Raw genomic sequence first — 25,112 nt, 5'->3', positions numbered from 1 at the left:
ACATGAGTATTCTTAAATGTGTAGCGATGCACGCAATGTATTTTCCAAAGAGCAAAGGTGAAGCTTTGCATCGCAACAGAAAAGCACTGCAAAATGCGATTCCCAAAAAAACAACAAGGGTTAAAGGTAAAGAGATGCTTCGGCTAGCTCAGCATGACAAAGGAGCAGAAGGGAAGGTAGGGTTTTTGTCACCCCAAGCAAAGTCGAGGGTTCTCTTCAAAGGATTGAAGAAAAATGAGTAATGAGATGCTTCGGCAAAGTCTATCCCTATAAATCGGGACTCAGCACGACAGCGTAATGTTACGCTTGAACCCAACATGACAAATAACCATTACTAAACGACATTGATATATATTTTTAAAATCCTTTATACTCTAAAGTTCATAGCCAAAAAATAATAACTATCTTTATTCATCAAAAAATATTGTTTAAAATCAATTTAAATAATTGTTTAGGCATTGCAAATTATTAGTATTTTTGCATCAAATTGAAATATCTAAATTAATAAATATATATAGCTATGGCGATATTTAAATCACTAAGCACCGATGATGCTAAGGAATCAGCAGGCAAGGAACTGCCTGTTGAGAAAGTGCGGGTTCTGATTCTTGGTTCAGGGCCTGCAGGCTATACTGCTGCAATATATGCAGCAAGAGCCAACCTCAAGCCTGTTCTATACGAGGGTATCCAGCCCGGCGGACAGCTAACTACCACAACGGAAATTGAGAATTTTCCCGGTTACCCCGAGGGTATTACTGGTACCGAAATGATGGAAGACCTCAAAAAACAGGCAATGCGTTTTGGTACCGATGTGAGGTTTGGTATAGCAACTTCCACCGATCTATCCAAGCAACCCTACAGGGTTGTTATAGATGATGAGAAGGTAATTGAAACCGATGCTCTAATCATTGCAACAGGAGCAACAGCAAAGTACCTTGGTCTTGAATCGGAAGAAAAGTTCAAGGGCATGGGGGTTTCGGCTTGTGCCACATGCGATGGGTTCTTTTACCGTGGAAAGGACGTTGCTGTAGTTGGGGGTGGCGATACGGCCTGTGAAGAGGCTACCTACCTGGCTGGACTGTGCAACAAGGTTTACATGATTGTCCGTAAACCCTTCCTAAGAGCATCAAAGGCAATGCAGGATAGGGTTTTCAACACACCCAACATCACCGTTATGTTTGAGCACGTAACAAAAGAGATTGTGGGTGACCAAAGTGGGGTAAACGGAGTAATACTTACCAACACAAAGACCGGCGAGGATGTTAAAATTGATATTTCCGGATTTTTCTTGGCCATTGGCCATCACCCTAACTCCGATATCTTCAAACCCTGGATTGAAACCGATGAGGTGGGATATATAAAAACTATACCTGGAAGTACCAAAACAAATCTTCCTGGTGTATTCGCCTGCGGCGATGTTCAGGATCCGCATTACCGTCAAGCAATTACTGCTGCCGGTTCGGGTTGCATGGCTGCCATTGATGCTGAACGGTATCTTGGGGAGCGAAACTTTTAATGCCTCTATGATTTCAATAAAACAAAAACCCCGTTTTAAACGGGGTTTTATTTTAAATTACTGTAATTACTATTATATCTGAGCAATCTTTTCCTTATCGTACTTTCCTGCCAGCAGTTTTTCCCTTACGGCTGCGAAGGCGTTTATAGTTTCCTTAACATCGTCCAGGGTATGAACGGCAGTAGGTATAAGTCGGAGCAGGATTTGTCCTTTTGGAATCACAGGGTAAACCACCATGGAGCAGAAAATGCCATAGTTTTCACGCAAATCGAAAACCATGTTTGCTGCTTCGGGTATTCCACCCTTCATGTAAACGGGGGTTACTGGCGATTCAGTTTTACCTATATCAAATCCCATTTCCTTTAATCCCGTTTGAAGCGCATTGACAACCTTCCAAAGGTTTTCCTTGAGCTCTGGTTGGGTTTGTAGCAGTTCCAAACGCTTAAGTGCACCAAATACCATAGGCATGGGTAACGACTTGGCAAAGATTTGCGAACGCATGTTGTAGGCTAGGTAGCGTATAACTTTTTCGTTCGATGCTACAAAACCGCCAATGCCTGCCATGCTCTTGGCAAAAGTTGCAAAGTAAAGGTCAATTTCGTTCTGTACGCCAAAGTGTTCAGGAGTACCGGCACCGGTTTTACCCATGGTTCCAAAGCCATGCGCATCGTCAACCAGAATGCGGAAGTTAAACTCCTTCTTCATGTCAACAATAGCCTTAAGGTTACCTAGGTCGCCGGCCATGCCAAATACGCCCTCAGTAATCAGGAGAATTCCGCCACCGGTTTTCTCAGCGGTTTTGGTTGCATGCTGCAACATTTTGCGGCAGCTATCCATGTCGTTATGTTGGAATACAAACCGTTTACCTGGGAAAAGGCGAAGTCCATCAATAATACAAGCATGCGACTCGGAATCGTATACAACCACATCGTTACGGTTAAGCATGGTATCAATAATGGAAACCATACCCTGGTAGCCGTAGTTTAGCAGGTAAGCTGATTCCTTGCCTACAAACTTTGCAAGTTTTTGCTCAAGTTCCTCGTGCTTGGTGGTTTGACCGCTCATCATGCGGGCTCCCATCGGGTACGCCATGCCATACTTTGCGGCAGCTTCAGCATCGGCTTTGCGAACTTCAGGATGGTTGGCTAAACCCAAGTAGTTGTTTAAGCTCCATGTTAAAACCTCTTTCCCGCGGAAAATCATGCGGGGTTTAATTTCGCCCTCAAGTTTTGGAAATGAAAAATAGCCATGGCTATACTGCTGCCATTGGCCTATTGGGCCCATGTTGTTAATCTTATCAAAAATATCCACGGTTATAAAAAATTTTGGTTAGTAATTCGTTACCTCAAATTCTCAGCAAATCTATACTAAATTTGCTATCAATGCGTTTGTTGGTAATAAAATTTATTCACATAATTTGCTAATCATCTGTAATACTGTGTATTAACAAATTTTATGATCGAATGGCATCAATTTTTTGGTCATGTAATTCCAAAAACATTAATTTTCACAAAGATTTTGAATAAATTTGCCTGCTTAAAACAAAGCATTAAATAATAATTGGTTTGGTTATGAAAATTCAGGGCCTTTTTAAGTTTGAAAGAATTGTATTGCTTTCCTTTATTATTGTTCTTTTATCGTCGTGTAGTGGATTTGAGAAGGTTCTTAAGAGTAAGGACTATGAGTATAAATACAAGATGGCCTTGGAGTACTACAAAAAGAAAGATCATTACCGTTATGTAACCCTACTTGAGCAGCTTCAAAGCGTGTATAAGGGTACATTCCGGGCCGACACCATTGATTTTTATTTGGCTCAAGGTTACTACCACCAGGGCGACTACCTGCTTGCAGGTCATCAGTTCGATATGTTTCGTAAAAACTATCAGCGCAGCGTTTTTACCGAGGAGGCTGAATTCATGTATGCCTACTGTTTCTACATGTCGTCGCCAAGGCCTGAACTGGATCAATCCAATACCCTTGCGGCCATTGAGGCTTTTACTGAATTTATCAATCGTTACCCCAATACCTCCCATAAGGCCGAGGTGAATAAGATAATGGTTGAATTGCGCGATAAGCTGGTTGAAAAATCGTACCTTAGTGCAATGCTTTACTACAAGATTGGCGATTACAAGGCAGCTATTGTAGCAATTCGAAATAGCATAAGGGACTACCCTGAAAGTAAGCACCGCGAGGAGCTAATGTTTCATCTACTTAAAGCATCGTACCTTTTAGCCGATAATAGTATTGAGAGCAAGCGAAGGGAACGTTTTCAGAATGCGCTTGATGAGTACTACTCCTTTATCAGTGAATACCCTAGCTCAAAGTACTCGAGCGAGGCAAAAAAAATGTACGATGCTACTATGAAAGTGTTGCAAAATTTAAACTAAGTATAAATATCGCTATGGACATCAAGAAAATCAATGCACCAGTTAACACAGTAACCCGCGATTTGGATAAGTTGGATAGGGAAACAGGCAATATCTACCAATCGGTTCGGATAATTGCCAAACGTGCCAATAAGATTAGCATTGATATGAAGCAGGAGCTTAACCGTAAGCTCGAGGAATTTGCTTACTATACCGATAACCTTGAAGAGGTTTTTGAAAACCGTGAGCAAATTGAGATTTCAAAGTTCTATGAGCGTCTTCCCAAACCTACACTCATAGCAGCACAAGAGTTTCTGGATGGAAAGCTGCACTATGAGTTTAAGGAAGATCAAACTTCCGAGAGTGAGGCTTAAAGGAAAACATATTCTAATCGGTGTTACCGGAAGCATTGCAGCCTATAAGGCTGCAACGCTTATTCGTTTGCTTGTAAAGGAGGGTGCCGAGGTTAAAGTGTTAATGACACCCCTGGCCAAGGAGTTTATTACTCCTCTTACGTTGGCAACCCTCTCTAAAAATCCTATTCTGGTTGATTTTTTCAATCCTGAAAATGGCGATTGGAATAGTCATGTGGATTTAGGCCTTTGGTCCGATTTATATATCATTGCGCCAGCTTCGGCCAATACCATAGCTAAAATGGCTACCGGAGTAGCCGATAATCTGTTGCTTACAACTTATCTTTCGGCCCGTTGCCCGGTTATGGTAGCTCCCGCAATGGATTTGGATATGTATAGGCACCCAGCAACTCAACAGAATATCTCAACGCTTCAGTCTCGAGGGAATATTATTATTGAAGCGGCAACAGGAGAGCTTGCTAGCGGCCTGAGTGGGAAAGGCAGAATGGAAGAACCCGAGAATATTCTTAAGCAGGTTGTAAGTTTTTTTTTAACCAGTCAGCGCCTTAGTGGAGTTCGGGTATTAGTAACTTCAGGGCCAACCTACGAGCATATTGATCCCGTTCGGTTTATTGGTAACCACTCCAGTGGCAAGATGGGTAATGCCATTGCCCTTGAGTTGGCTCGCCAGGGTGCTATTGTTGATTTTGTAAGCGGACCTGTTTCGCAATACCCCAACCACCCCAATATCAACATACACAGGGTAACTAGTGCAGCAGAAATGTACAAGGCAGCTACCACCCTTTTTGGCGAGGCTAAGGTTGCCATTCTTGCTGCTGCCGTAGCCGATTTCACATTTGAAAATGTTGCCAATCAAAAAATTAAGCGCGAAGCCGATGACCTTGTTCTTAGGCTTAAACCCACCAACGATATTGCTGCTCACCTTGGTAAAGCAAAGAAGAGCTATCAACTCCTGGTTGGTTTTGCACTGGAAACTGCTAACGAGATTGAGAATGCAAAGGCAAAGCTGGAACGGAAAAATCTTGATATGATTGTTCTAAACTCCATGAACGACCCTGGTGCAGGTTTTGGAACCGATACCAATAAGGTAACCTTTATCATGCGCAGTGGTCAGGTAGTTCCCTTTGAAACAAAGCCCAAGGATATGGTTGCAATCGATATTGTTAATGCAGTATACGAAATGTTGAATAAAGGCTGATTTGCATGAATAGGTTTGTTGGCTTACTTTTAGTATTAGTACCATTTGTGGCAAACTCGCAGGAACTGCGATGCAATGTCTCCGTAAACTCTCAAAGGATTCAGGGTACCAACAGGCTGCTATTCCAGAACATGCAAACTGCCATTTACGAGTTCATGAACAACACTCCGTGGACCAACCATGTTTACGGATTTGATGAGCGTATTGAGTGTAGCATCATGCTCAACATAACCGAGCAGTTAGGCTCCGATGAGTTTAAGGGAACCATTCAGGTACAATCACGTCGACCGGTATTTAATACATCGTACAACACTACGATGCTCAATTTTCAGGATAATAACCTTCACTTTCGGTATCGCGAGTACGAGAAGCTAGAGTTTTCAGAATCATCACACCTCAGCAACTTAACTTCCATCCTTGCGTTTTACGCATATATCATTATAGGACTGGACTACGATTCATTTTCAAAACTAGGAGGAACAGAGTACTTTCAGAAAGCCGAACGCATTGTAAATAATGCTCAAAATGCTGTTGAACGAGGTTGGAAAGCCTATGAGGGAAACAGAAAGAATAGGTACTGGATGATTGAGAATCTCCTAAACCCAAAGTATCAACCCTTGCGCGAAGCCCTTTATCGCTACCACCGCCTGGGATTAGATGTAATGAGCGAAAAGGCAGCTGAGGGAAGAGCTGAGATTGCCGAATCGCTTGCTTTGCTTCAGCGAGTTTACCGCGAGAAACCCGATCCCTATCTTTTCGCCCTGCAGCTGTTTTTTGATGCTAAAAACGAGGAGCTTGTCAATATTTTTTCAGAATCGTACCCAACCGAAAAAGCTCGTGTGGTAAATATCCTTACAGAAATTGACAACCCCAACGCTGCAAAGTATAAGCGTATAATAGAACAGAATACACAGTAACACCGCTAATAGCATGATTCGTAAACTCTACATACAGAACTATGCTATAATTGATGAGCTTGAAATTGAGTTCAAGCAAGGGTTAAATATTATTACCGGTGAAACCGGTGCCGGTAAATCGATATTGTTAGGTGCACTTTCCTTGATTCAGGGCCAGCGAGCCGATACATCGGTACTCAAACATAACGATAGGTCGTGCATTGTTGAGGTTGAGTTTGACATTTCAGACTATAACCTAAATGAATTTTTTGAGGCAAACGATATTGATTATGATGATATTACCACCATTCGTCGCCAGATAAGTGAGAATGGTAAATCACGTGCATTTATCAACGAGATTCCGGTTAATCTTAACCAGCTCAAGGAACTTACCGAAAAGCTCATCGATATCCACTCCCAGCATCAGAACCTTTTACTGGGTAACACACGTTTTCAGCTCGATGTACTTGATGCCTTTGCTGTATCAAGGGATTTACTTACCGATTACCGTCAGCTGTACGATGAGTTTCGAAAGCTTAAAACTGAGCTCGATAGGTTAGAGGCTAACGCTGAAAATGCAAAGCGCGATTTCGATTACCTATCCCATCAGCTCAATGAGCTAAATGCTGCTAACCTGCGTAGCGGCGAACTCGATGAGCTGGAAGCACTTCAGAAACAGCTTACGCATGCATCGGAAATTAAAACAGCTCTTGAGTTCTCCTATGGAACCCTTAATGCCGACGAACTTGCAGTATTGTCAAAAGTAAAGGAGATTGAATCAAACCTGCGGCGCATTGAATCTGTATTCTCCCAGGCTGGTAACCTAATATCTCGGATTGAGAGTTGCCGTATAGAGCTTAAGGATATTGCCGATGAAATTGACTTGCTCAACTCAAAGGTTGAAGTTGACGATGAACAGTTGCATACCGTAACCCAACGTATCGATCTTATTTACTCTTTACTTAACAAGCACCGTTTGGCTAACTTTGATGAGCTAGTTGAATTCCGAAATCAGCTTGAAAATAGAGTAAATGAAATTGCACAAATTGACTTCAATCTGGATGAAAAGAGAAAATCGCTCAGGATCTTAGAGCAAAAGCTTCAGGAAAAGTCAAAGAACCTTAGTCAGATTAGAACAAGCTCTGCGCCTAAGGTTGAGCAGTTCGTAACAGAATTGCTTCAGCAGTTGGGAATCAAACACGCTGTTTTTAGGATTCGTATCGAAAAACTGGAAGAGTTCCAACCCTGGGGTACCGATAGGGTCACCTTTTACTTTTCAGCCAATAAGCAAATCGAGCCCCAGGAACTTTCTAGGGTTGCATCGGGTGGCGAGCTTTCCAGGTTAATGCTTAGCCTAAAATCGTTACTGGTAAAATCAACCGGTTTACCAACCATAATTTTTGATGAGATTGATACAGGCGTTTCTGGCGAGATAGCTGATAGGATGGGAACCATCATATACGAGTTGGCTAAAGGTATGCAGGTAATCAATATCACCCACTTACCGCAAATAGCTGCAAAGGGCAGCAACCACTTCTTGGTTTACAAGTCGGTAACCAACAGCCAAAGCTCTACAGGTATAAAGCTTCTTACTCCCGATGAAAGGGTAGTGGAAATAGCTAAAATGCTAAGCGGGGAGAAGGTTACCGATGCTGCACTCATGAATGCAAAGGAACTGCTTAAATCAAACGTTAGTTTAAGTTAATTGAACCAATTTCCGGTTTCTTTGTTTATCTTTGTTAGTTCAATTAAACGATGTATTTATGGCTTACAATTTACTAAAAGGTAAGAAGGGACTTATTTTTGGTGCCCTAAACGAAAAATCCATTGCGTGGAAAGTGGCAGAACGCGCATTTGAGGAGGGTGCTGAGGTTGTTTTAACCAATACCCCAGTAGCACTTCGCTTTGGCAATGTATATGAGCTTGCTGAGCGAATGAACACGGTTGTTATTCCCGCCGATGCCACTAACATTCAAGACCTGGAGAACCTTATTGACCAAACCATGGAGCGTTTTGGGGGTAAAATTGATTTTGTGCTCCATTCCATCGGAATGTCGCCTAACGTTAGGAAGGGCAGAACTTATGACGATTTGGATTACGAATTTTTCCTTAAGACACTCGATATTTCAGCCATTTCATTCCATAAAATTTTGCAAACCTGTTGGAAAAAGGATGCTATTACCCATGGCGGTTCGGTAGTAGCCCTTTCCTATATCGCAGCTCAACGTACACTTTACGGTTACAACGATATGGCCGATGCAAAAGCCCTGCTTGAGTCTATAGCACGGAGCTTTGGGTATATCTATGGCCGGGAACGAGGTGTTCGTATCAACACGGTATCGCAGTCACCAACTGAAACCACCGCAGGTGGTGGAGTAATGGGTTTTGATGCCCTGCTCGATTTCTCTGATCGTATGTCGCCCTTGGGTAATGCCAGTGCGCTCGATTGTGCCGATTTTTGTATAACCCTATTCAGCGATTTAACCCGCAAAATCACCATGCAAAACATTTATAACGATGGAGGATTCTCTAGCATGGGTATGAGCAACAGGGCCATGGCTGTTTACAACCGAAACCTTGAGGAGTGCAAGGACTGTAAGTAATGTATTTGGATAAATAATTGAAAAGCCCGCCAATTGGCGGGCTTTTTTTTGTTAACCAAGATACGATTTTAGTAATTTACTACGCGAAGTGTGGCGCAAACGGCGGATAGCCTTTTCTTTTATCTGACGTACACGTTCACGGGTTAAGCCAAATTTTTCGCCAATTTCTTCAAGGGTCATCTCCTGGCAGCCTATCCCGAAGAAAAGTTTAATGATGTCCCTTTCTCGCTCTGTGAGTGTGGCAAGAGCGCGTTCTATTTCGCGGCTTAACGATTCGTTTATTAAACCACGGTCGGCGCTTGGCGAATCGTTGTTGACAAGAACGTCCAAAAGGCTATTGTCCTCACCATCAACAAAGGGAGCGTCAACCGATACGTGGCGGCCACTTACGCGGAGCGTATCATTTACCTTTTCCTTGGGTAGTTCAAGTAAATCAGCTAACTCCTCGGGCGAAGGTGTACGCTCAAACTCCTGCTCAAACTTTGAGAATGCTTTGTTAATTTTGTTTAGCGATCCTACCTGGTTAAGCGGTAGGCGAACAATGCGCGATTGTTCCGCTAATGCTTGCAGAATGGACTGACGAATCCACCAAACAGCATAAGAAATGAATTTGAAACCACGGGTTTCATCAAATTTTTCAGCAGCTTTAATAAGCCCTAGGTTGCCCTCGTTAATTAGGTCGGGTAGGCTAAGTCCCTGGTTTTGGTACTGCTTGGCTACCGAAACCACAAAACGCAAATTGGCACGTGTCAATTTCTCCAGCGCTGCCTGATCGCCTTTGCGAATACGCTGGGCAAGCTCAACTTCCTCTTCTACAGTGATAAGGTCTTCCTTACCAATCTCTTGTAAATACTTATCGAGCGATGCGCTCTCCCTGTTAGTGATTGATTTTGTGATCTTTAATTGTCTCATCCGACCCGTATATTTAGTGCAAAATTACTACAAACACTAGTTAATATCAAGAAAAAAAATATGTTAAACAAAATAAACAAGCAACGTTCTAACGTGTTAAGTTAAAACGTTGCTATTTTTAAAAAGTTTCATTTAATATGTCAAAATCTCATAATTTTTAGTTTACGCCAATTGCATAGTAGGCAACCACACCATTGGGGTAAACCCCCTCAATTAAAACACCACCCGATGAAATGCTTAGCACACGCTTTAAGTCATCGATATTGCGAATTGGTGTCCGGTTCATACGGGTAATAATGTATCCTTTCTTAATTCCACCTTCCTTAAGTTTACCATCCTGGAGTTCAACTATTTGCAAACCGTAATTAATTCCAAGTTCTTGCTTTTGCTTATCGGTGATTTCTTTAAACTCTGCCCCTAAGCTGCTTAACGTATCATCGGTTTTTACTACACCCAAACCACCTTTAAGGTTGCGGAGTGTTACATTGAATCGCTTTCTTGAATTATCACGGTTTACCACAATGTCAACTTGCTGGTTAGGACGGTAACGGCTGATTTGTTCCTGTAGCTGAGCAGTGCTGTTAACATCAACGCCATTAACCGAGAGGATTACATCGCCGGGTTTAATACCAGCAGCATCAGCAGCGCCACCTTTTTCAACATCAAATATGTAAACTCCTTTAATTTCCTTTATCCCTTTTTCCTTGGCTAGCTCTGCGGTAAGTTCTTGGATTCTAACACCCAGAATGGCCCGTTGTACCTCACCAAATTCAATGATATCGGTCACAACCTTTTTAACAATGTTTGAGGGTATTGCAAATGCATAACCAGTAAATGAACCCGTTCTTGATGCAATGGCTGTATTAATACCAATGAGTTCACCCCTAAGGTTAATTAAAGCACCACCGCTATTTCCGGGGTTAACGGCAGCATCGGTTTGAATAAACGATTCAATTGCGAATTCGCGTCCGCTAAGTATGTTGATATTTCGTGCTTTGGCACTTACAATTCCGGCGGTAACCGTTGATGTTAGGTTAAAGGGATTTCCAATGGCTAATACCCATTCGCCAATTTTAATGTTATCGGAGTTGCCAAAGGATAGGAAGGGCAGATCGGTAGCATCTATCTTTAGAAGCGCAATATCGGTACTTGGATCAGTACCCACTAGTTTTGCAGTAAACTTGCGCTTGTCGTTCAGCACTACAGTAATTTCATCGGCATTTTCAATCACATGGTTATTGGTAACAATGAAACCATCGTGGGTTAAAATAACTCCAGAGCCAGAGCTCTGAACCTTTTGGCGAGGCATATAGTCGCGTGGCCCAAAAAAGAAGTCAAATAAAGGATTCCCGAACGAGTAGTCAACAGATTGGGTGAACTCTGTTGTTACGTGTACCACCGCATCAACCGATTGCTCTGCAGCCCAGGTAAAGTCAGTAGATGAGGAATCGGGTGTAAACGCTCTAACAACTTGAGCGGGAGTTTTTTGGGTGACAACTCCCTCATTATTATTCGAACTCAATACATGGTTGCTTAAAATGATGGCCAGCATGCCACCAAGAGTGGCATAAATTACTGGTAGTATAAATTTCTGTGCTTTCATAGTCTAACTTATTTTATGGTTTCTGCTAATTTAGGTAACAAAAAAAATACCTTGTGCAGCTGATTAACAAATGTTAACCAGAGGTATGTCAATTTTTCATGTTTTTAAAATAAAGCCACGACAAAATTAAATGTGAGCTAAATCACATTCTGAACTTTTGGCATCATGCGAAATACTTAGTACGGGTAAAAGTTAAAGGGTATATGAATTATTTCCGAGAAGGTTTCACCAACCTCAAGCATATCCTCATCAATACTTTTGTAATACCAGTTTACCTGTACGGCTTTATTTTCTTTTTTAATATTTTGTAGTAATGAGAGAATTTCAATAATCTTTTTAGAGGCAGCAGTGTTAAAGTAGTCGAGCTTGAAAACCAGATTAGTTTCTTGATTAGGCTCCTTTATATACTCATGAAACCATTCAATTATAGGCTCAAAGAACTCCTTGGGGTTCTCGGGCATAATTTTTCCATAAAACTCAAAACGGCCCCTCTCCTTATCCAGTGTGACCTCTGGGGTATCGCTGGTTTCCAACAACTTTAATGGGTTCATCTTTTTCAACTTTTAGTAAAGTAACTCAAAGCAAGGAATGTTAACAAAATTAAGAAAAAATGAAATTAATGCAATTTTGTTTTAGTAATTAATTTTGCCCTCAAAAACTTCTTCGGCAGGCCCTTCGAGCCAAACGTTCAGGTATTTTTCTTCAATTTGATCAAAATAGACCTTGAGTAAACCGCCAAGGGCTTCAACCTCAATTGGGGTTTGGTTGATATCGAAATAGTGAGAGTATGCTATGGCTGATGCTGTTGCACCAGTTCCGCAGGCTAGGGTTTCAGCCTCTACACCCCGCTCGTAGGTTCGGATTTTTATTCTACCAGGAGCTACTTCCTGAATAAAATTCACATTGGTTCCTCCATTGTTGAAATTCACGCTTTGCCTTATGAGGCGGCCCTCGCGGTCCACATCAACGCCATTAACATCCCTAACCATGGTCACATAGTGCGGGGAACCTGTATTGATAAAGTAACAGTCGTCAATTATTTCTAGGGTATCTACATCAATCATTTTGAGCTTTACTGTGCCATCGGTATTGAAAATTGCCGAGTGCATCCCATCAATTCCTTGAAAGTCGAACGATAATCCGTTGGCCAGCCCAATTTTCTTGGCAAAAGTGGCAAAGCATCTTCCCCCGTTTCCGCACATGGTCGACTCGTTACCATCGCAATTAAAGTAACGCATGAATGGCATACCATTCTGGGTTTCGAGCAATATCAGACCGTCGGCTCCAATTCCATAATGCCTGTCGCAAAGGTGTTTAACACCTTGAACCGTTGGGGTAAAAGCTTGGTCACGATTGTCAATCATTATAAAGTCATTACCAGCACCATGGTATTTAAAAAACTGTAGCATCATAAATCATGTAATAGTACCCTACAATATTCGGGAAAATTAACGAAGAACCCAATAAAATTGGAAATTAATAGGAGAAAAATTAAAAATTATTTAGGATCGATTTTAAAACCAACCACTAGGATATCGTCAACCTGCGGATATTTTGTTCCCAACCAATCCTTTAATGTGTTTTTAAGAATCTCGCGCTGCTGATCGGGGGGCAGAATGGATATGCCAGCCAGAAGGTCAATAAAATTTTTAATCATATATTTTCGTCCATCGGGGCCCCCAAATTGATCGATAAACCCATCGGAGAACATGTAGAACCATGTTGGGCTTTCAACCTTAATTACGTGGGTGGTGAACTCATCGTTACGGTAATCCATTCCGCCTCCAATTGATTCTTTATCGCCTCTAATGCGGTTCACCTCGTTGTTAGCCACATAAACCAAGGGGTTTTTAGCTCCAGAGAATTCAACAATGTTAGTTTTGGTATCAACAACGCAAAGGGCCATATCCATACCATCACGGTTATCGGTTTCATCCTGCCTAAGGGTTCTTCGGATACCATTGTTGAGTTCCATAAGGATTGCTCCTGGTTTATGAATACCACGGAATACAATATCATCGAGTAGGTTGTAACCAATCATGGACAGGAACGCACCGGGTACACCGTGCCCAGTACAGTCAATTGCCGAAACGGCAACTTTACCCGTTTTTTCATTGGATCCGTATCCGGTGGTTAACTCCTTGAACCAGTAGTAGTCGCCACTCACCACATCGCGTGGACGGAAAAATATGAACGATTCAGGGAAAATAGCCTGAAGGTTGGATTGTGGAGGGAGTAAGGCCCTTTGAATGCCTTGTGCGTAGTTAATACTCTTACTTATGTTCTCGTTCTGTTTCTGGATTTGGTCGCGTTGCTGTTGTATTTCAATATTTTGCAGGTTAAGCAGTTCGTTCGCTTTCTTTTTGTCTGTGTAATTCTTGTAGATGGCAACCGATGAGATAATCAGTACTAAAACAAATATTGCACCGGCCAAAATGATTATCCTTTGAACTCTGGATTGAGCCTCTCGCTCCCTCAACTGCGCCTCCTTGAGCATTCTATCGGTATTAAGCAGATCAATTTCGGTTTGCTTGCGTTGGGCTTCCTCCTCTGCCTTGCGAAGGCTATCCTGCTTACGTAGAACTACAAAGTTAAGGGAGTCCTGCATAGCTTTTGATTGCAACTCGCGCAAACTCATAAGGAGTTCCTGTTGAGTGCGCTGCATGCGTTCCCTTTCTGCTTCGGCCTGCGATTTTACAACCTTTGTCTCGTATTCAGTTTTTATTTGCTGGGTGGCAAGTTGTTGTTCATAGGCGTTAGCCATACCGCCATACTCAGTTGCTTTGGCCTTGTTTCCTAAGTTATCGTAGTTTTGGGCAAGCAGTTTAAGCGAGTTAAGAATTAAGCGGGGATTGTTTACCTCCCTGGAAAGTTCAAGTGCCTCCTCAAGCAGTTGAATGGCTTTTTCGGATTGGTTAAGGGCTGTGTGAATGTATGCAACATCAATTAAACCGGCAGCAACCTCTCCTTTATTATTAAGTTTTCTGCGGGCTTCAAGGCTCTTGTAAAAGTACTCAAGGGTAAGATCGAGCCTGTCCATGTCAGAGTATATAAGAGCTATGTTGCTGTAAACAGCCTTAATATCGTTATAGTTTCCAACCTTTTCGTTGAGCGGAATGGTTTCAAGAAAGTAGTTAATAGCCTCCTTGGGATTACCAAACTCCCAGTAAATAAATGCTATTTTATTCAGATAAAATGCCGCTTGCTGTGAGTTGTTTGCCTGCTTATATCGAACTACTAACTCTTTGTATCTATCAATATCGTCCTGCTTTTCTTTTGGGATAGTAACAATCTCCTGCTGACCAACTGCATGAATAGCAGTGGCCATCACATAAAATAGTAAAAAAATCAGTTTAATCTGTTTCAACCTAAACTTATATTTTACTCAAACATACTTAATTTTTTTCATTGTTCAAAAAACAACCCTGTATTTTATTTATTTCAAACCTGAATTATCTAAGCTACTAATCAGCCTTAAGCCATAATAACTTTTTTTTTGCCCTTTGCTATACTTTATCTGTATAGCCATTCAATTGGATTTTTTTAAATACGTTTACCTTCTATTTGTCGATATTTTTAATATTTTTATGGAAAATATTTTGCTTTTATCATTTATTTTTGAAAATTGGAAAATATTTAAAAGGTTAAAAAGTATGCTTAAACGAAACCTGTTTTACATTATTGGCGGGTTACTATTTTCTAATCTTGCCTTAGGACAAGATTTTGAGGTTGCGCCGGTGCGTTTGGAGTTTGATGCAGAGCCCGCTACAAGTCAGATGAAAACTATAACCGTAAAGAATCATAGCAGTAGGAGAGTATCATATACCGTTTCGTTCGCTGATTTTCTTCCAACAACAAGCGGTGAGCGGAAAATACTACCTCCTAATTCAACCAAGCGCACCTGCGCAAACTGGATTAACGTTAACCCGGCTTTTTTTGAGTTGAATCCGGGCGAGGATATTCAGATTCAGGTTAATATGCTAGTTCCTGGCGAGGAATACGGAACTGCATGGTGTATGCTTTTTATACAACCAACCCGTGAGCAAACCAGTTGGAGTGCCGATAAGCAGCTTGCTGCAGGAATAACTGTTAGCGGAAGAATTGGTGTATTGGTTTACCAGTCGCCTAAGTCAAACCAAAACTACTCCATTAAGGTTAGCAACTTTCAAGAAGTAACTAAGCCAGGCGACCCTCAAAGAAAATTTTCTGCAGTAATTGAAAACCTTGGCGATAAGGTTGCTCACTGTAAGGTTTTCCTTTTGGCATCGAATATGCTAACCGCTGAGGAAAAACAATTTCCTCCAAAGGATTTTGAAATTTTTCCTAAGCTTACTAGAACAGTGGAAATGGAGTTGCCAAATGATTTACCAGCGGGAAAGTACGCCTTGGCTATAATTGTTGACTATGGTCCAAAATACCCACTGGAAGGATCGCAGCTTGTTATTGATATAGCTGGCGAGATACCTAAAGCAGATAAAGCTGATAGTACAAAAGTAAATCCATAATTACCCTTGAGGTTAAAAGCCATTCTATTTGTAGGATTATTTCAGCTGGCGGGCTATTTATTTGCCCAGTCAACGTTTGTTTTTGTTGAAAGGCAAGCTCCAAATGGGATGGTTAAAGAAAAGTTTCAGGGAGTTGTAGTTAATGGCGATACCTTACGACAAGGCCGTTACCTTTACTTTTTTGATAACGGAGTTTTAAATCAAGAGGGTTTCTATACAAACGGAAAACCCGATAGTGTTTGGATTACTTACTATCCAAGTGGTGCTAGGTTAAGCCTATTCCATTATAACAGTGGCAAAAAGGATGGCCCTTTCCTCTTCTGGAATGCCGATGGTACGCTTTACCAGCAGGGGTACTACAAGAATGACCTTTTGGATGGAGTGCTTGAGACTTACTATCCTAACGGAAAGCTTAGCGCAAAATCAGAATATAGTAAGGGTAGCCTAAATGGGATAAGTGAGGTTTTCGACGAGTCCGGATTACTCCGTCTGCGTAGTGGATATAAAAACGATACCCTTAACGGACTCTGGGAAACCTATTACGATACTGGCGAGCTTAACTATAAGGGCACTAAATGTTTGGGTAATTACTGCGATACGCTTTACGCATACTATAAAAATGGAGTACTAATGCGAAAGGCCTACTATAGTAATGGAAGGATAGATGGCGTTTTGATATCGAATTATGAGAATGGTGTATTGCAGCTTAAGGCAGAGTATCGAAATGGTTCTCAGGATGGGAATTATACAGAGTATTACTCCGATGGTAGTATAAAAGAAACCGGAAACTATTTAATGAACCAAAAGGTTGGATGGTGGACAAGCTACTATCAGGGTGGACAAAAGCATGGCCAAGGCAATTTTTCAAAAGGGGTTTTAGATGGCGAATGGATTTTTTGGTGGCCAAACGGAAATGTGAAACAGCATGGTAGTTACTGTAAGGGGAAGGCTTGCGGTAGGTGGAAATATTTTAACAGTATGGGAGCGCTTATTATTGATGGGAATTACATAGATGATAAAGAAAATGGGGTTTGGACAACATTCTATCCCAATGGAGCAATTGCCGGTAGGATATGGTATTTGAGGGGGAAACCGGTATCGGTAAAGTGGCTTTACGATGGCCAAGGTTTGCTGCAGAAACGATTTAGCCTTGAAGGGCTAGAAAAATAAAAGGCCGGATTTCCGGCCTTTTCTACTACGCATCGATATTTGCATATTTGGCATGACGTTCAATAAACTCCCTCCTAGGGGGAACCTCATCGCCCATGAGCATGGAGAAAATCCTATCAGCTTCAGCGGCACTTTCAATGGTTACCTGACGGAGTATTCGGGTTTCAGGGTTCATGGTTGTAGTCCAAAGCTGTTCGGCATTCATCTCGCCCAAACCTTTATAGCGTTGAACATGCACTGATCCATCCTTCCCCTTACCAAGTTCTTCAACTGCTTTCAGCCGTTCCTCTTCGTTCCAGCAATAACGCTCTTCCTTACCCTTCTTAACCAGGTATAGAGGAGGTGTTGCAATATAGAGGTGACCCTTGTTTATCAAATCGGTCATATAGCGGAAAAAGAAAGTCATAATGAGTGTTGCAATGTGGCTACCATCAACATCGGCATCGGTCATGATAATAATCTTGTTGTACCGTAACCCTGTAAGGTTAATGGCCTTACTATCCTCCTCGGTTCCAATTGACACACCTAATGCAGTAAAAATATTCTTAATTTCTTCGTTTTCGAATATTTTGTGTTGCATGGCTTTTTCCACGTTCAGGATTTTACCACGTAGCGGTAGAATTGCCTGGAAACGCCTATCGCGCCCTTGTTTTGCTGTACCTCCTGCCGAATCACCCTCAACAAGGAAAATCTCTGATACAGCAGGGTCCTTATCGGAGCAGTCGGCAAGTTTACCCGGAAGGCCAGATCCTGAAAGAACGGTTTTACGCTGAACCAGCTCACGTGCTTTACGTGCTGCATGACGAGCCTGAGCGGCGAGAATTACCTTTTGAACAATGTTCCTTGCGTCCTTAGGGTTTTCCTCCAGGTAGTTGGCTAAGGCTTCGCTTACCGCCTGGTCAACCGCTATTCGAACCTCGGGGTTTCCCAGCTTGGTTTTTGTTTGACCTTCAAATTGGGGTTCGGCCACCTTAACAGAGATAACGGCGGTTAATCCCTCGCGAAAATCGTCGCCGCTGATGTCGAATTTGAGCTTGCTCAGCATTCCTGAGTCATCGGCATATTTTTTCAGTGTGCGGGTAAGTGCACTTCTGAACCCCGTAAGGTGGGTGCCACCTTCAATTGTGTTTATGTTGTTTACGTATGAGTGGACGTTCTCGGAGAATGAAGTGTTGTATTGCATGGCAACCTCAACAGGAACTTCACTTTTGTCGTTCTCAATGTAAATAATATTTTCAATTAAAGGCTCACGGTTTAGGTCTAAAAATTTGATGAATTCCTTTAAACCATCCTGTGAGTAGAATTCAGCGTAACGGTAACTACGGGTACCGTTTTCAATTATCTCGCGTTTATCGGTAAGAGTTAGCTTAATGCCTTTATTTAGGAATGCTAGTTCTCTTAGTCGCGATTCCAGAATTTCAAAGTTAAACACAGTGGTTTGAGTGAATATCTGGCTATCGGGCATGAATGTTATGGTTGTACCGGTTTCCTCAGTGCTTCCAATAACCTTAAGCTCTGTTGTTGGCTTACCGCGGGAATACTCCTGCCTGTATATCTTTCCATCGCGCTTAACCTCGGCAATTAGGGTTACTGAGAGTGCATTAACGCATGATACACCCACACCATGCAACCCACCGGAAACCTTGTATGAGTCCTTATCGAACTTACCACCGGCATGGAGAACCGTAAGCACCACTTCCAGTGCCGATTTCTTTTCCTTTTCGTGGAAGTCAACCGGTATTCCACGTCCGTTATCGGAAATAGTTATTGACCCATCTTCGTTAATAACTAAATCGATTCGATTACAGTAGCCCGCAAGTGCTTCGTCAATAGAGTTGTCAACCACCTCGTAAACCAAGTGGTGTAATCCTTTATTTCCTGTGTCGCCAATATACATGGCTGGGCGCATGCGCACAGCCTCTAACCCCTCCAGAACTTGAATGCTACTGGCTGAGTAGCTAGCACTTCCATTTTCACCCTTTAATTCTTTTTCCTTATCGCTCATAGCAGAATAGCACTAAATCAACTTTAAAATTAACCTTCAAAGATAACCAAAATATTTGGTTTATCTTAATGGTTTTGTATCTTTTTTATTTGAACAACTAATTGACATTTAATTAATTACACATGATGTTGATATTTTTTAAAATTGATATCAAACCCTACATTTTTGGATATTAGCAGAAGATTTCTTTTTGATTATTCTGGATAATTAGCAATATCCCTAGAATTTGTAACTCACTCCAGCCAGCACGTTAAACCTTTGGCTTGGGTACAGATACCATAGCTGGTATTTTGCCCCAGTTATATTATTTGCGCAAACAAAAATCGACATTCTTTTATTGTAGATGTACTCAGCACCAAGGTTTATGTCTACGTATTCTTTAAGCCTGATTGGGCTATCGTTAGGATCCTTTGCCCATCGCTTGCCTATAGCAAATACCTCAGCATTCAGTTTCAGCTTATTCCGGAATGCATACTGGATAAAACCGGTTATTTCATAATCGGGCAAGTGCCAGGGGTGTGATATCTTTTGCGTTTTGTACTGGTAAAATGCTCCATTAAGTTTTACTAGAAACGATTTTGATGGTTCAAAGGCTATTTCTCCTTTAACCGTAGTTCGCTCCGTATTTTCGTATAATAAGCTGAATCGGTTAAATAAGGGGTTATTGTTATCGGAGTTGGTGTTAACCATTAGTCCCAAACTATCAATAATGGAGTAGTTAGCATTAACATGATACGAAATGGTAGGGCTGAATTTACCCTTAACCCCTCCGCCTACAATGAGCTTATATACTGTATTCCATGTATCAATGCTTGAGGTCAACCATGGGTTTTGTTTTAGAAGATGAGAGTATGAGTTCTCCTGAACATAGCCATCGATTTCAACGTAGGGTATAATGTAATGGCTAACAATATCGTACGAGAGGTAAGCGCGAGGGAAGAAGTAGGTGTTGTTTACATTTCCATTGGCATCGTAAATAATGTTTAAACCGGCATAGGCATGCCATTGGTCGCCAAAGAAATGGGCCCAGGGTTTAATCTGCAAAAGTGCGTTATTCTTTGAACCTGTTGGATTGGAGCGACCGTAATGGGTAAACGAAATTTCGCCGCCAAACTGTTCCTGTCCAAAGTATTTGTTGAGGTTAAAGAGTCCAGTAACCATTGTTTCCTGAAGGTCGTACCTATCGGTTAAATGGTAGAAGTTGGTTTGAGCATGGTAATTTATGCTAGCTGAATCTTTGTTTGTGGTTTTAAATTCAAGATTTGCAGCAAACCTATTTATGCTTTGCTTGTCGTTGGAAGGTGTAAGTGCAGGATTTTCAAAAAAGTAACCATAGTAAGTTCGGTTATTTTGGGTAAAACCGATGTCGCCCAGTAAAATTTTTTGGTTAAACATTCTCTTACCAAATGCCATGATATCGATATTTGATGCAGGGGCTTTAACCTTTAGGTTGTTGGTAAGTTCAAGTTTGGAGCTAGTATTAAAAAATTTTACCCAAGCACCGTAAAGGTAATCCTTGTTTCGGTTACTGCTGAGGTAGGCCTCAGCATAGGGGAGGGCTGTGTTCCCTAAACCTACACGCATGTAACTCATATGTAAATCGGGCAATGGTTCGGAAACCATTCGGGCAGCCGATAGGGGAGTAGGAGTAAAGTAGGTTTCAATGGGCCGTTGGACTATGGAATAGGTAAAGTTGGGGTTCACCTTTATGGTGTCAACAATCTTAGGTTGAAGGTTGATCTTGTTTGCATCGGAAATAGATGGTTCGTAGGGTCTAACAACTTGTACTTCCTTTTTCAACTCGTTGGTTTGCGCAGCGGTATGGCTGCCTGCCATTAAAAACATTGCTACACTTAGGGTTATTGTTATGTATTTTATTTCGCTTCTCATTGCTGTGAAATTAATCTTGTTTTACAGATTGACGTTCCTTTTCCGATTTTACAAGTTGGTTTAACTTTGTGGTAGCCTCGTCGATAATTCCATCGGTAGTGTTCGAGTAGCCATCTAAAACGCTTTGTAGGGTAGCTTTGGCCTGGAAGAAGTCGTTTTGAGCGGCATATGAATCGGCAAGCAAAATGAAGCTTTTAGCTAACCAGTACTGGTGGGGAGTATTGTTCTCTGCAAATGAGAAAACTTCGTTTTCAGTTCTATTATACTCGCCGCGTTCAAAGTAAATTAGAGCCTTCATGTACTTGGATTCAGCACCTTCAATAGTCTTGAGGTTCTGTGCAACCTTTGAGAACTCAATAAGGGCATCGTCGTACTTTTTGGAACGGTAGTTGGCTTTGGCTAGCTTAAAACGGGTTTCACGCTCGAGTTCAGGCGATAGCTTTTCGGTACTCAAAATACTTGCCGCAATCACGGGCATTTGGTCGTCGCGTTGCAGTTCAAATGCACAGCGTAACTTGCCTAGACGGGCATCGAGCAACATGCTCTTAACTTCAGCTATCGACTCCAAGTTGTCAAGGTAGGTGTAAGCTTTTTCGTACTGTTTTTGGTTAAGGTAGATATTGCTAATCCTTAGTAAGCTTTGTTCAGTGAAACTGTTACGGGGTCTATTAATAATATTTTCAAAGTATTCAACTGCCTTATCAACATTGTTGTTCCGGATATTACAGTCGGCAATGTAGTACATTGCATTTACTGCAAAGTTACCTTGAGGGTTTTCGCTGAGGTAGTCCTCAAATGCAAGTATTGATTTTTCACAGTTACCTGTAAGGTAAACTTTCTCCGCGGCCATGTAGCTTAGCGAATCTTTCTCGGAAGCACTTATATTGGCAATAGATCCAAGCTTGGATGCATAGTTAAAATAGGTTGCTGCATCGCCTTTATCTATATAAATGTTTCTAATACCAATTAGGGCATTTTTGGCTTCAGGCGAATTCGGATAATTTTCCACAACTCTCTTGTAGTATGCGAGTGAGTTTTCCAAATCGCTTGAGTTGTAGTATAGCAGTCCAATTTGAACCAAAGCTTTTGAGTAGTAGCTGCTGTTGGGGAATTCCGACTCAACTCGCTTATAGAAATCAATGGCCTGGCTTGTATTTTCCAGAATGTTATATGCCTCAGCTATCTCAAAAATTGCATCGTCGGTGTAGCTTGATGTTGGGTATTTGCTAAGAAGCCCCTTTAATGTTTCTATCTTTTTTTCCGGACGGCTAACCAAACCCAATGAAAAACCTCTTTGGAATAGGGCGTAGTCGGCATCGAGAACATCAAGGTTGGCGGCTTTTTCATAGTAATCAATTGCAGCCCAATAGCGTCGTTGGATAAAGAAACAGTCACCAATCCTGTTGTAAGCGTCGGCAACCGTATTTACTCGTGAATCGTTCAGTAAGCTATTATACTTACGGAACCAAGTAATGGCTGTATCGTACTGTTTAATTTTAAAGTAAGCATAGCCCAGGTTATAATGGGCAATAAGATACTCCTCCAGGCCAAAAGATCCAGGGGTAACTATAAACCTTTCAAGGTCGTTGGCTGCGTTTTCGTAGTTTGATAGGCGGTAGTGCGATTCAGCTCTCCAGAATAGCGCTTGTGCTGCAATTTGTTGATTATAACCGGCATACTCAAGCGATTTTGTAAACATTTGTATTGCATCGGTATAGTTAAGATTTTGGAAAAGTTCCAGTCCCCGGAAGTATGCTGCACGCTGTAAAGCGGTATTAATAGTTGCGTCTTTCTTAGTGATTTTCTCCAACGATTCCACTGCCTCCTTGTAGTTTCTTGAACTTAAGTAGGCAAGTGTTAAGTAGTTGTATGCCTCATCAATTCTGGGTGAATTGGGATACTCTTTGATGTATGCCTTAAAGGCATCGATTGCTTCATTGAAAGGCGCATAAAGCTGTTCATAAGTTAGCTTGGCGAAGTTGAATAGAGCATCCTCCTTGATAATTTTATCAAAATCAAGTCTTGAGGCAAGTCCAAATGCTTGGCGAGCCTTATTCTTATCGTCAAGCTTAAGGTAGCAGTCGGCTAGGTGGTAGTTAGCGTTTTGGCTAAGCGAGTCGTCAACGGTGGAAATACGTTCCAGGTACTTTGCTGCCTCGGAATACTTGGTATTTTTGTAGTAGGCAAATCCCAAAAGGTAAATATCCTCACGTGAGAGTTGCTGTTTGTTTTTTTCCTCGTAAATCCTAAGGTAGGTTAGTGAGCTATCGTACTGTTTAAGCTTGAAAAAGGCATCACCAACAATTTTGGCAATTTCAGGTGCACGTTTGTTTTTATTATCCCTAGCTAAAGGAGGGGAGTAGGAGGTTACCTTTTTATATTCACCCTGTAGGTAGTATATGTGAGTAATGTAGTAAGGAACAAGAGGAGCAAAAAGCTCATCGTTCTGAAGTTTCTCAAAACCTTTTAGGGCAGTAGCGTATTTCTTTTGAATGTAAGCAATGTGCGAGTAATAATAGGTTGCTGGCGCTGCAAACTTATTATCGATGTCTTTTACCTGGAATAGCCATTTATTGGCCGATTCGTAATCGTTAGTCATGAAATAACAGTATCCTAGCATGAACTGCCACTCAAAACGCGTGTCTTTTTCCAATCCGTTCTTATCAACTTTTGAAAGCCAATATACCGCTTGGGAATACTTTTTTTGCTGGTACTGCATTTTCCCCATGGCAAAGTATGCCTGATCAATAAGTTGACTTTCAGGGTAGTTTTGAATAAATTGACCGATAAGATATTCAGCATCATCGTTATTCAGAAAAATTGCACACATTGCCCTGTAGAACTCAGCTGAAACCCTTTGCTGGTAGTAACCTTTAGGCAAGCTTGCAATGTATTGCTCAAATGTTTTTTGAGCATCGGCATACATTTCCTTTTGGTATAGGTCAAGTCCTTTTTCATAAGCAATGTTCAGGGAGTTGAACCTACTGCTCTCCTGCGCTGTAAGCGCGATTTGAAAAAAGAAAACGAAGAGGTAAACTAGGAATAATAACCTTTTCATCATTCAATATTATATTTATCAGGCCTAAAAATAGTAACTATTAAACTAAACATTTATTGTTGAGCCAACTTTTAATCAACAATTAAAATAATTTATTAAAAGCAGGGTAAACGATTAAACAACAGTTTGCGAAAATTTGTTATATTTACAGATGTAACAACCAATTCATATAATGGTAACTGTAAAAGCCATCTACAATCCCAAACGAATGACCGAGGGAGCAGGGGTAAGTATTCAAAGGGTTTTGGGTTTTGAAACCCGATACGAGTGCGATCCCTTTCTACTGCTCGACTATTTTGGTTCCAGTTCGGAATCGGAATATATGGCAGGCTTTCCTGAGCATCCCCATAGGGGGTTTGAAACCATAACGTACATGCTTGAAGGCCAAGTAAAGCATACCGATAGTACTGGAAGTAGCGGAATAATTGGCCCAGGTGAGGTTCAGTGGATGACTGCCGGAAGTGGTATAATACATAGCGAGATGCCCTTAAGTGATAGTGGAAAGATGTATGGCATCCAGCTTTGGCTCAATCTGCCACAGGAATATAAGATGGTTAAACCGGTTTACCGTGAATTAAAAAGGGAGGATATACCAGTTGTTGAAACAACCTCTTCGCAGGTTAAGGTTATTTCCGGGAAGTATCGTAAACGCGATGGTGGGATGCAGGGCCTTTACAAGCCAGTTGATATTTTTGACGTAAAACTATGGCCTGATTCTGTATTCGATGAAGTTATTACTCCCGAGTTTTGGAGTTATAAGTACTTTCTGTTTATTTATGAGGGTAAGGTTACAGTTGCAAATGACCCAAAGCCAATTAAGGCACCTTGTGGTGTTGCACTATCGCAGGGCTCAATTATTCAAATTAGGGCTGGTGAAAGCGGAGCAAACTTTCTGTTCTTTGGCGCTGAGCCTAATAATGAGCCCATTGCCTGGCATGGCCCCATTGTAATGAATACCGACGCCGAAATACGAAAAGCCTTAGAGGAACTCAGTAACGGAAATTTCTTGAAATAGC

At 41.5% G+C, this 25,112-nt stretch carries 20 protein-coding genes; 11 read left to right on the top strand and 9 right to left on the bottom strand.

All coding sequences use genetic code 11. The features are described 5' to 3' along the window. The first annotated feature begins 2 nt into the window (after positions 1-2). Together WHS63_RS02895 and trxB are read left to right on the top strand one after the other, a co-directional pair. Positions 3-242 (top strand): hypothetical protein, encoded by a 240-nt coding sequence (locus tag WHS63_RS02895; protein ID WP_445203815.1) that lies wholly within the window; start codon positions 3-5, stop codon positions 240-242. A gap of 278 nt (positions 243-520) precedes the next feature. Next, on the top strand, positions 521-1,516 hold the full coding sequence (trxB, locus tag WHS63_RS02890; protein ID WP_445203814.1) for a thioredoxin-disulfide reductase: 996 nt from the start codon (positions 521-523) through the stop codon (positions 1,514-1,516). A gap of 72 nt (positions 1,517-1,588) precedes the next feature. Here trxB and WHS63_RS02885 read toward each other — a convergent pair whose 3' ends face one another. Then, a complete protein-coding gene (locus WHS63_RS02885; protein WP_445203856.1) occupies positions 1,589-2,800 on the bottom strand; it encodes an aminotransferase class I/II-fold pyridoxal phosphate-dependent enzyme in 1,212 nt (403 codons plus the stop codon). 287 nt (positions 2,801-3,087) lie between these two features. On the opposite strand from WHS63_RS02885, the gene WHS63_RS02880 reads away from it, so the two are divergent. Genes WHS63_RS02880 through WHS63_RS02855 form a run of 6 tightly spaced genes read left to right on the top strand, consistent with a single transcriptional unit; the run spans position 3,088 to position 8,953 of the window. Then, complete coding sequence (locus WHS63_RS02880; protein WP_445203813.1) at positions 3,088-3,903, top strand: outer membrane protein assembly factor BamD; 816 nt, start codon at positions 3,088-3,090, stop codon at positions 3,901-3,903. A gap of 14 nt (positions 3,904-3,917) precedes the next feature. Continuing rightward, positions 3,918-4,256: a DNA-directed RNA polymerase subunit omega gene (locus tag WHS63_RS02875; RefSeq protein WP_445198629.1), complete on the top strand. Its 339-nt coding sequence runs from the start codon at positions 3,918-3,920 to the stop codon at positions 4,254-4,256. Continuing rightward, on the top strand, positions 4,246-5,454 hold the full coding sequence (gene coaBC / locus WHS63_RS02870; RefSeq protein ID WP_445203812.1) for a bifunctional phosphopantothenoylcysteine decarboxylase/phosphopantothenate--cysteine ligase CoaBC: 1,209 nt from the start codon (positions 4,246-4,248) through the stop codon (positions 5,452-5,454). Before WHS63_RS02875 ends, coaBC begins: the two co-directional genes overlap by 11 nt. Before the next feature lie 5 nt (positions 5,455-5,459). Then, on the top strand, positions 5,460-6,371 hold the full coding sequence (gene porD, locus WHS63_RS02865; protein ID WP_445203811.1) for a type IX secretion system protein PorD: 912 nt from the start codon (positions 5,460-5,462) through the stop codon (positions 6,369-6,371). Positions 6,372-6,384: 13 nt separating this feature from the next. Continuing rightward, positions 6,385-8,055, top strand: a complete 1,671-nt coding sequence (gene recN, locus WHS63_RS02860) for a DNA repair protein RecN (RefSeq protein ID WP_445203810.1) — start codon at positions 6,385-6,387, stop codon at positions 8,053-8,055. 58 nt (positions 8,056-8,113) lie between these two features. Beyond that, on the top strand, positions 8,114-8,953 hold the full coding sequence (locus WHS63_RS02855; RefSeq protein WP_445198625.1) for an enoyl-ACP reductase FabI: 840 nt from the start codon (positions 8,114-8,116) through the stop codon (positions 8,951-8,953). Positions 8,954-9,004: 51 nt separating this feature from the next. On the opposite strand, the gene WHS63_RS02850 is transcribed toward WHS63_RS02855, so the two are convergent. The 5 genes from WHS63_RS02850 to WHS63_RS02830 form a co-directional block, all read right to left on the bottom strand. Continuing rightward, entirely contained in the window at positions 9,005-9,865 is an 861-nt protein-coding gene (locus WHS63_RS02850) for a sigma-70 family RNA polymerase sigma factor (RefSeq protein WP_445198624.1), read from the bottom strand. A gap of 157 nt (positions 9,866-10,022) precedes the next feature. After that, complete coding sequence (locus WHS63_RS02845; RefSeq protein WP_445203809.1) at positions 10,023-11,468, bottom strand: Do family serine endopeptidase; 1,446 nt, start codon at positions 11,466-11,468, stop codon at positions 10,023-10,025. A 176-nt stretch (positions 11,469-11,644) separates the two neighbouring features. Further along, positions 11,645-12,019 carry a DUF1987 domain-containing protein gene (locus tag WHS63_RS02840; RefSeq protein ID WP_445203808.1) on the bottom strand — a complete coding sequence of 125 codons (375 nt, stop codon included), beginning with the start codon at positions 12,017-12,019 and terminating at the stop codon, positions 11,645-11,647. An 81-nt stretch (positions 12,020-12,100) separates the two neighbouring features. Continuing rightward, positions 12,101-12,877: a diaminopimelate epimerase gene (dapF, locus tag WHS63_RS02835; RefSeq protein ID WP_445203807.1), complete on the bottom strand. Its 777-nt coding sequence runs from the start codon at positions 12,875-12,877 to the stop codon at positions 12,101-12,103. A gap of 89 nt (positions 12,878-12,966) precedes the next feature. Then, a complete protein-coding gene (locus tag WHS63_RS02830; protein WP_445203806.1) occupies positions 12,967-14,835 on the bottom strand; it encodes a tetratricopeptide repeat protein in 1,869 nt (622 codons plus the stop codon). Between the two features lie 286 nt (positions 14,836-15,121). Here WHS63_RS02830 and WHS63_RS02825 point away from each other — a divergent pair, with 286 nt between their 5' ends. Further along, entirely contained in the window at positions 15,122-15,973 is an 852-nt protein-coding gene (locus tag WHS63_RS02825; protein ID WP_445203805.1) for a hypothetical protein, read from the top strand. Between the two features lie 6 nt (positions 15,974-15,979). Further along, positions 15,980-17,143 carry a toxin-antitoxin system YwqK family antitoxin gene (locus tag WHS63_RS02820; protein ID WP_445203804.1) on the top strand — a complete coding sequence of 388 codons (1,164 nt, stop codon included), beginning with the start codon at positions 15,980-15,982 and terminating at the stop codon, positions 17,141-17,143. A gap of 25 nt (positions 17,144-17,168) precedes the next feature. Here the strand turns inward: WHS63_RS02820 and gyrB are convergent, their stop codons facing one another. The 3 genes from gyrB to WHS63_RS02805 form a co-directional block, all read right to left on the bottom strand. Further along, a complete protein-coding gene (gyrB, locus tag WHS63_RS02815; protein WP_445203803.1) occupies positions 17,169-19,148 on the bottom strand; it encodes a DNA topoisomerase (ATP-hydrolyzing) subunit B in 1,980 nt (659 codons plus the stop codon). A gap of 219 nt (positions 19,149-19,367) precedes the next feature. Continuing rightward, positions 19,368-21,038 (bottom strand): hypothetical protein, encoded by a 1,671-nt coding sequence (locus WHS63_RS02810; RefSeq protein WP_445203802.1) that lies wholly within the window; start codon positions 21,036-21,038, stop codon positions 19,368-19,370. Between the two features lie 10 nt (positions 21,039-21,048). After that, entirely contained in the window at positions 21,049-24,096 is a 3,048-nt protein-coding gene (locus WHS63_RS02805) for a tetratricopeptide repeat protein (RefSeq protein ID WP_445203801.1), read from the bottom strand. 172 nt (positions 24,097-24,268) lie between these two features. Here WHS63_RS02805 and WHS63_RS02800 point away from each other — a divergent pair, with 172 nt between their 5' ends. Then, positions 24,269-25,111: a pirin family protein gene (locus WHS63_RS02800; protein WP_445203800.1), complete on the top strand. Its 843-nt coding sequence runs from the start codon at positions 24,269-24,271 to the stop codon at positions 25,109-25,111. Position 25,112: the final 1 nt, after the last annotated feature.

It is taken from the genome of Tenuifilum sp. (genome assembly GCF_037481895.1).
Classification (GTDB): Bacteria; Bacteroidota; Bacteroidia; order Bacteroidales; family Tenuifilaceae; genus Tenuifilum; species Tenuifilum osseticum.
Note: the sequence above shows the minus strand (reverse complement) of the source record. Positions and strands in the feature narration are given on the sequence as shown.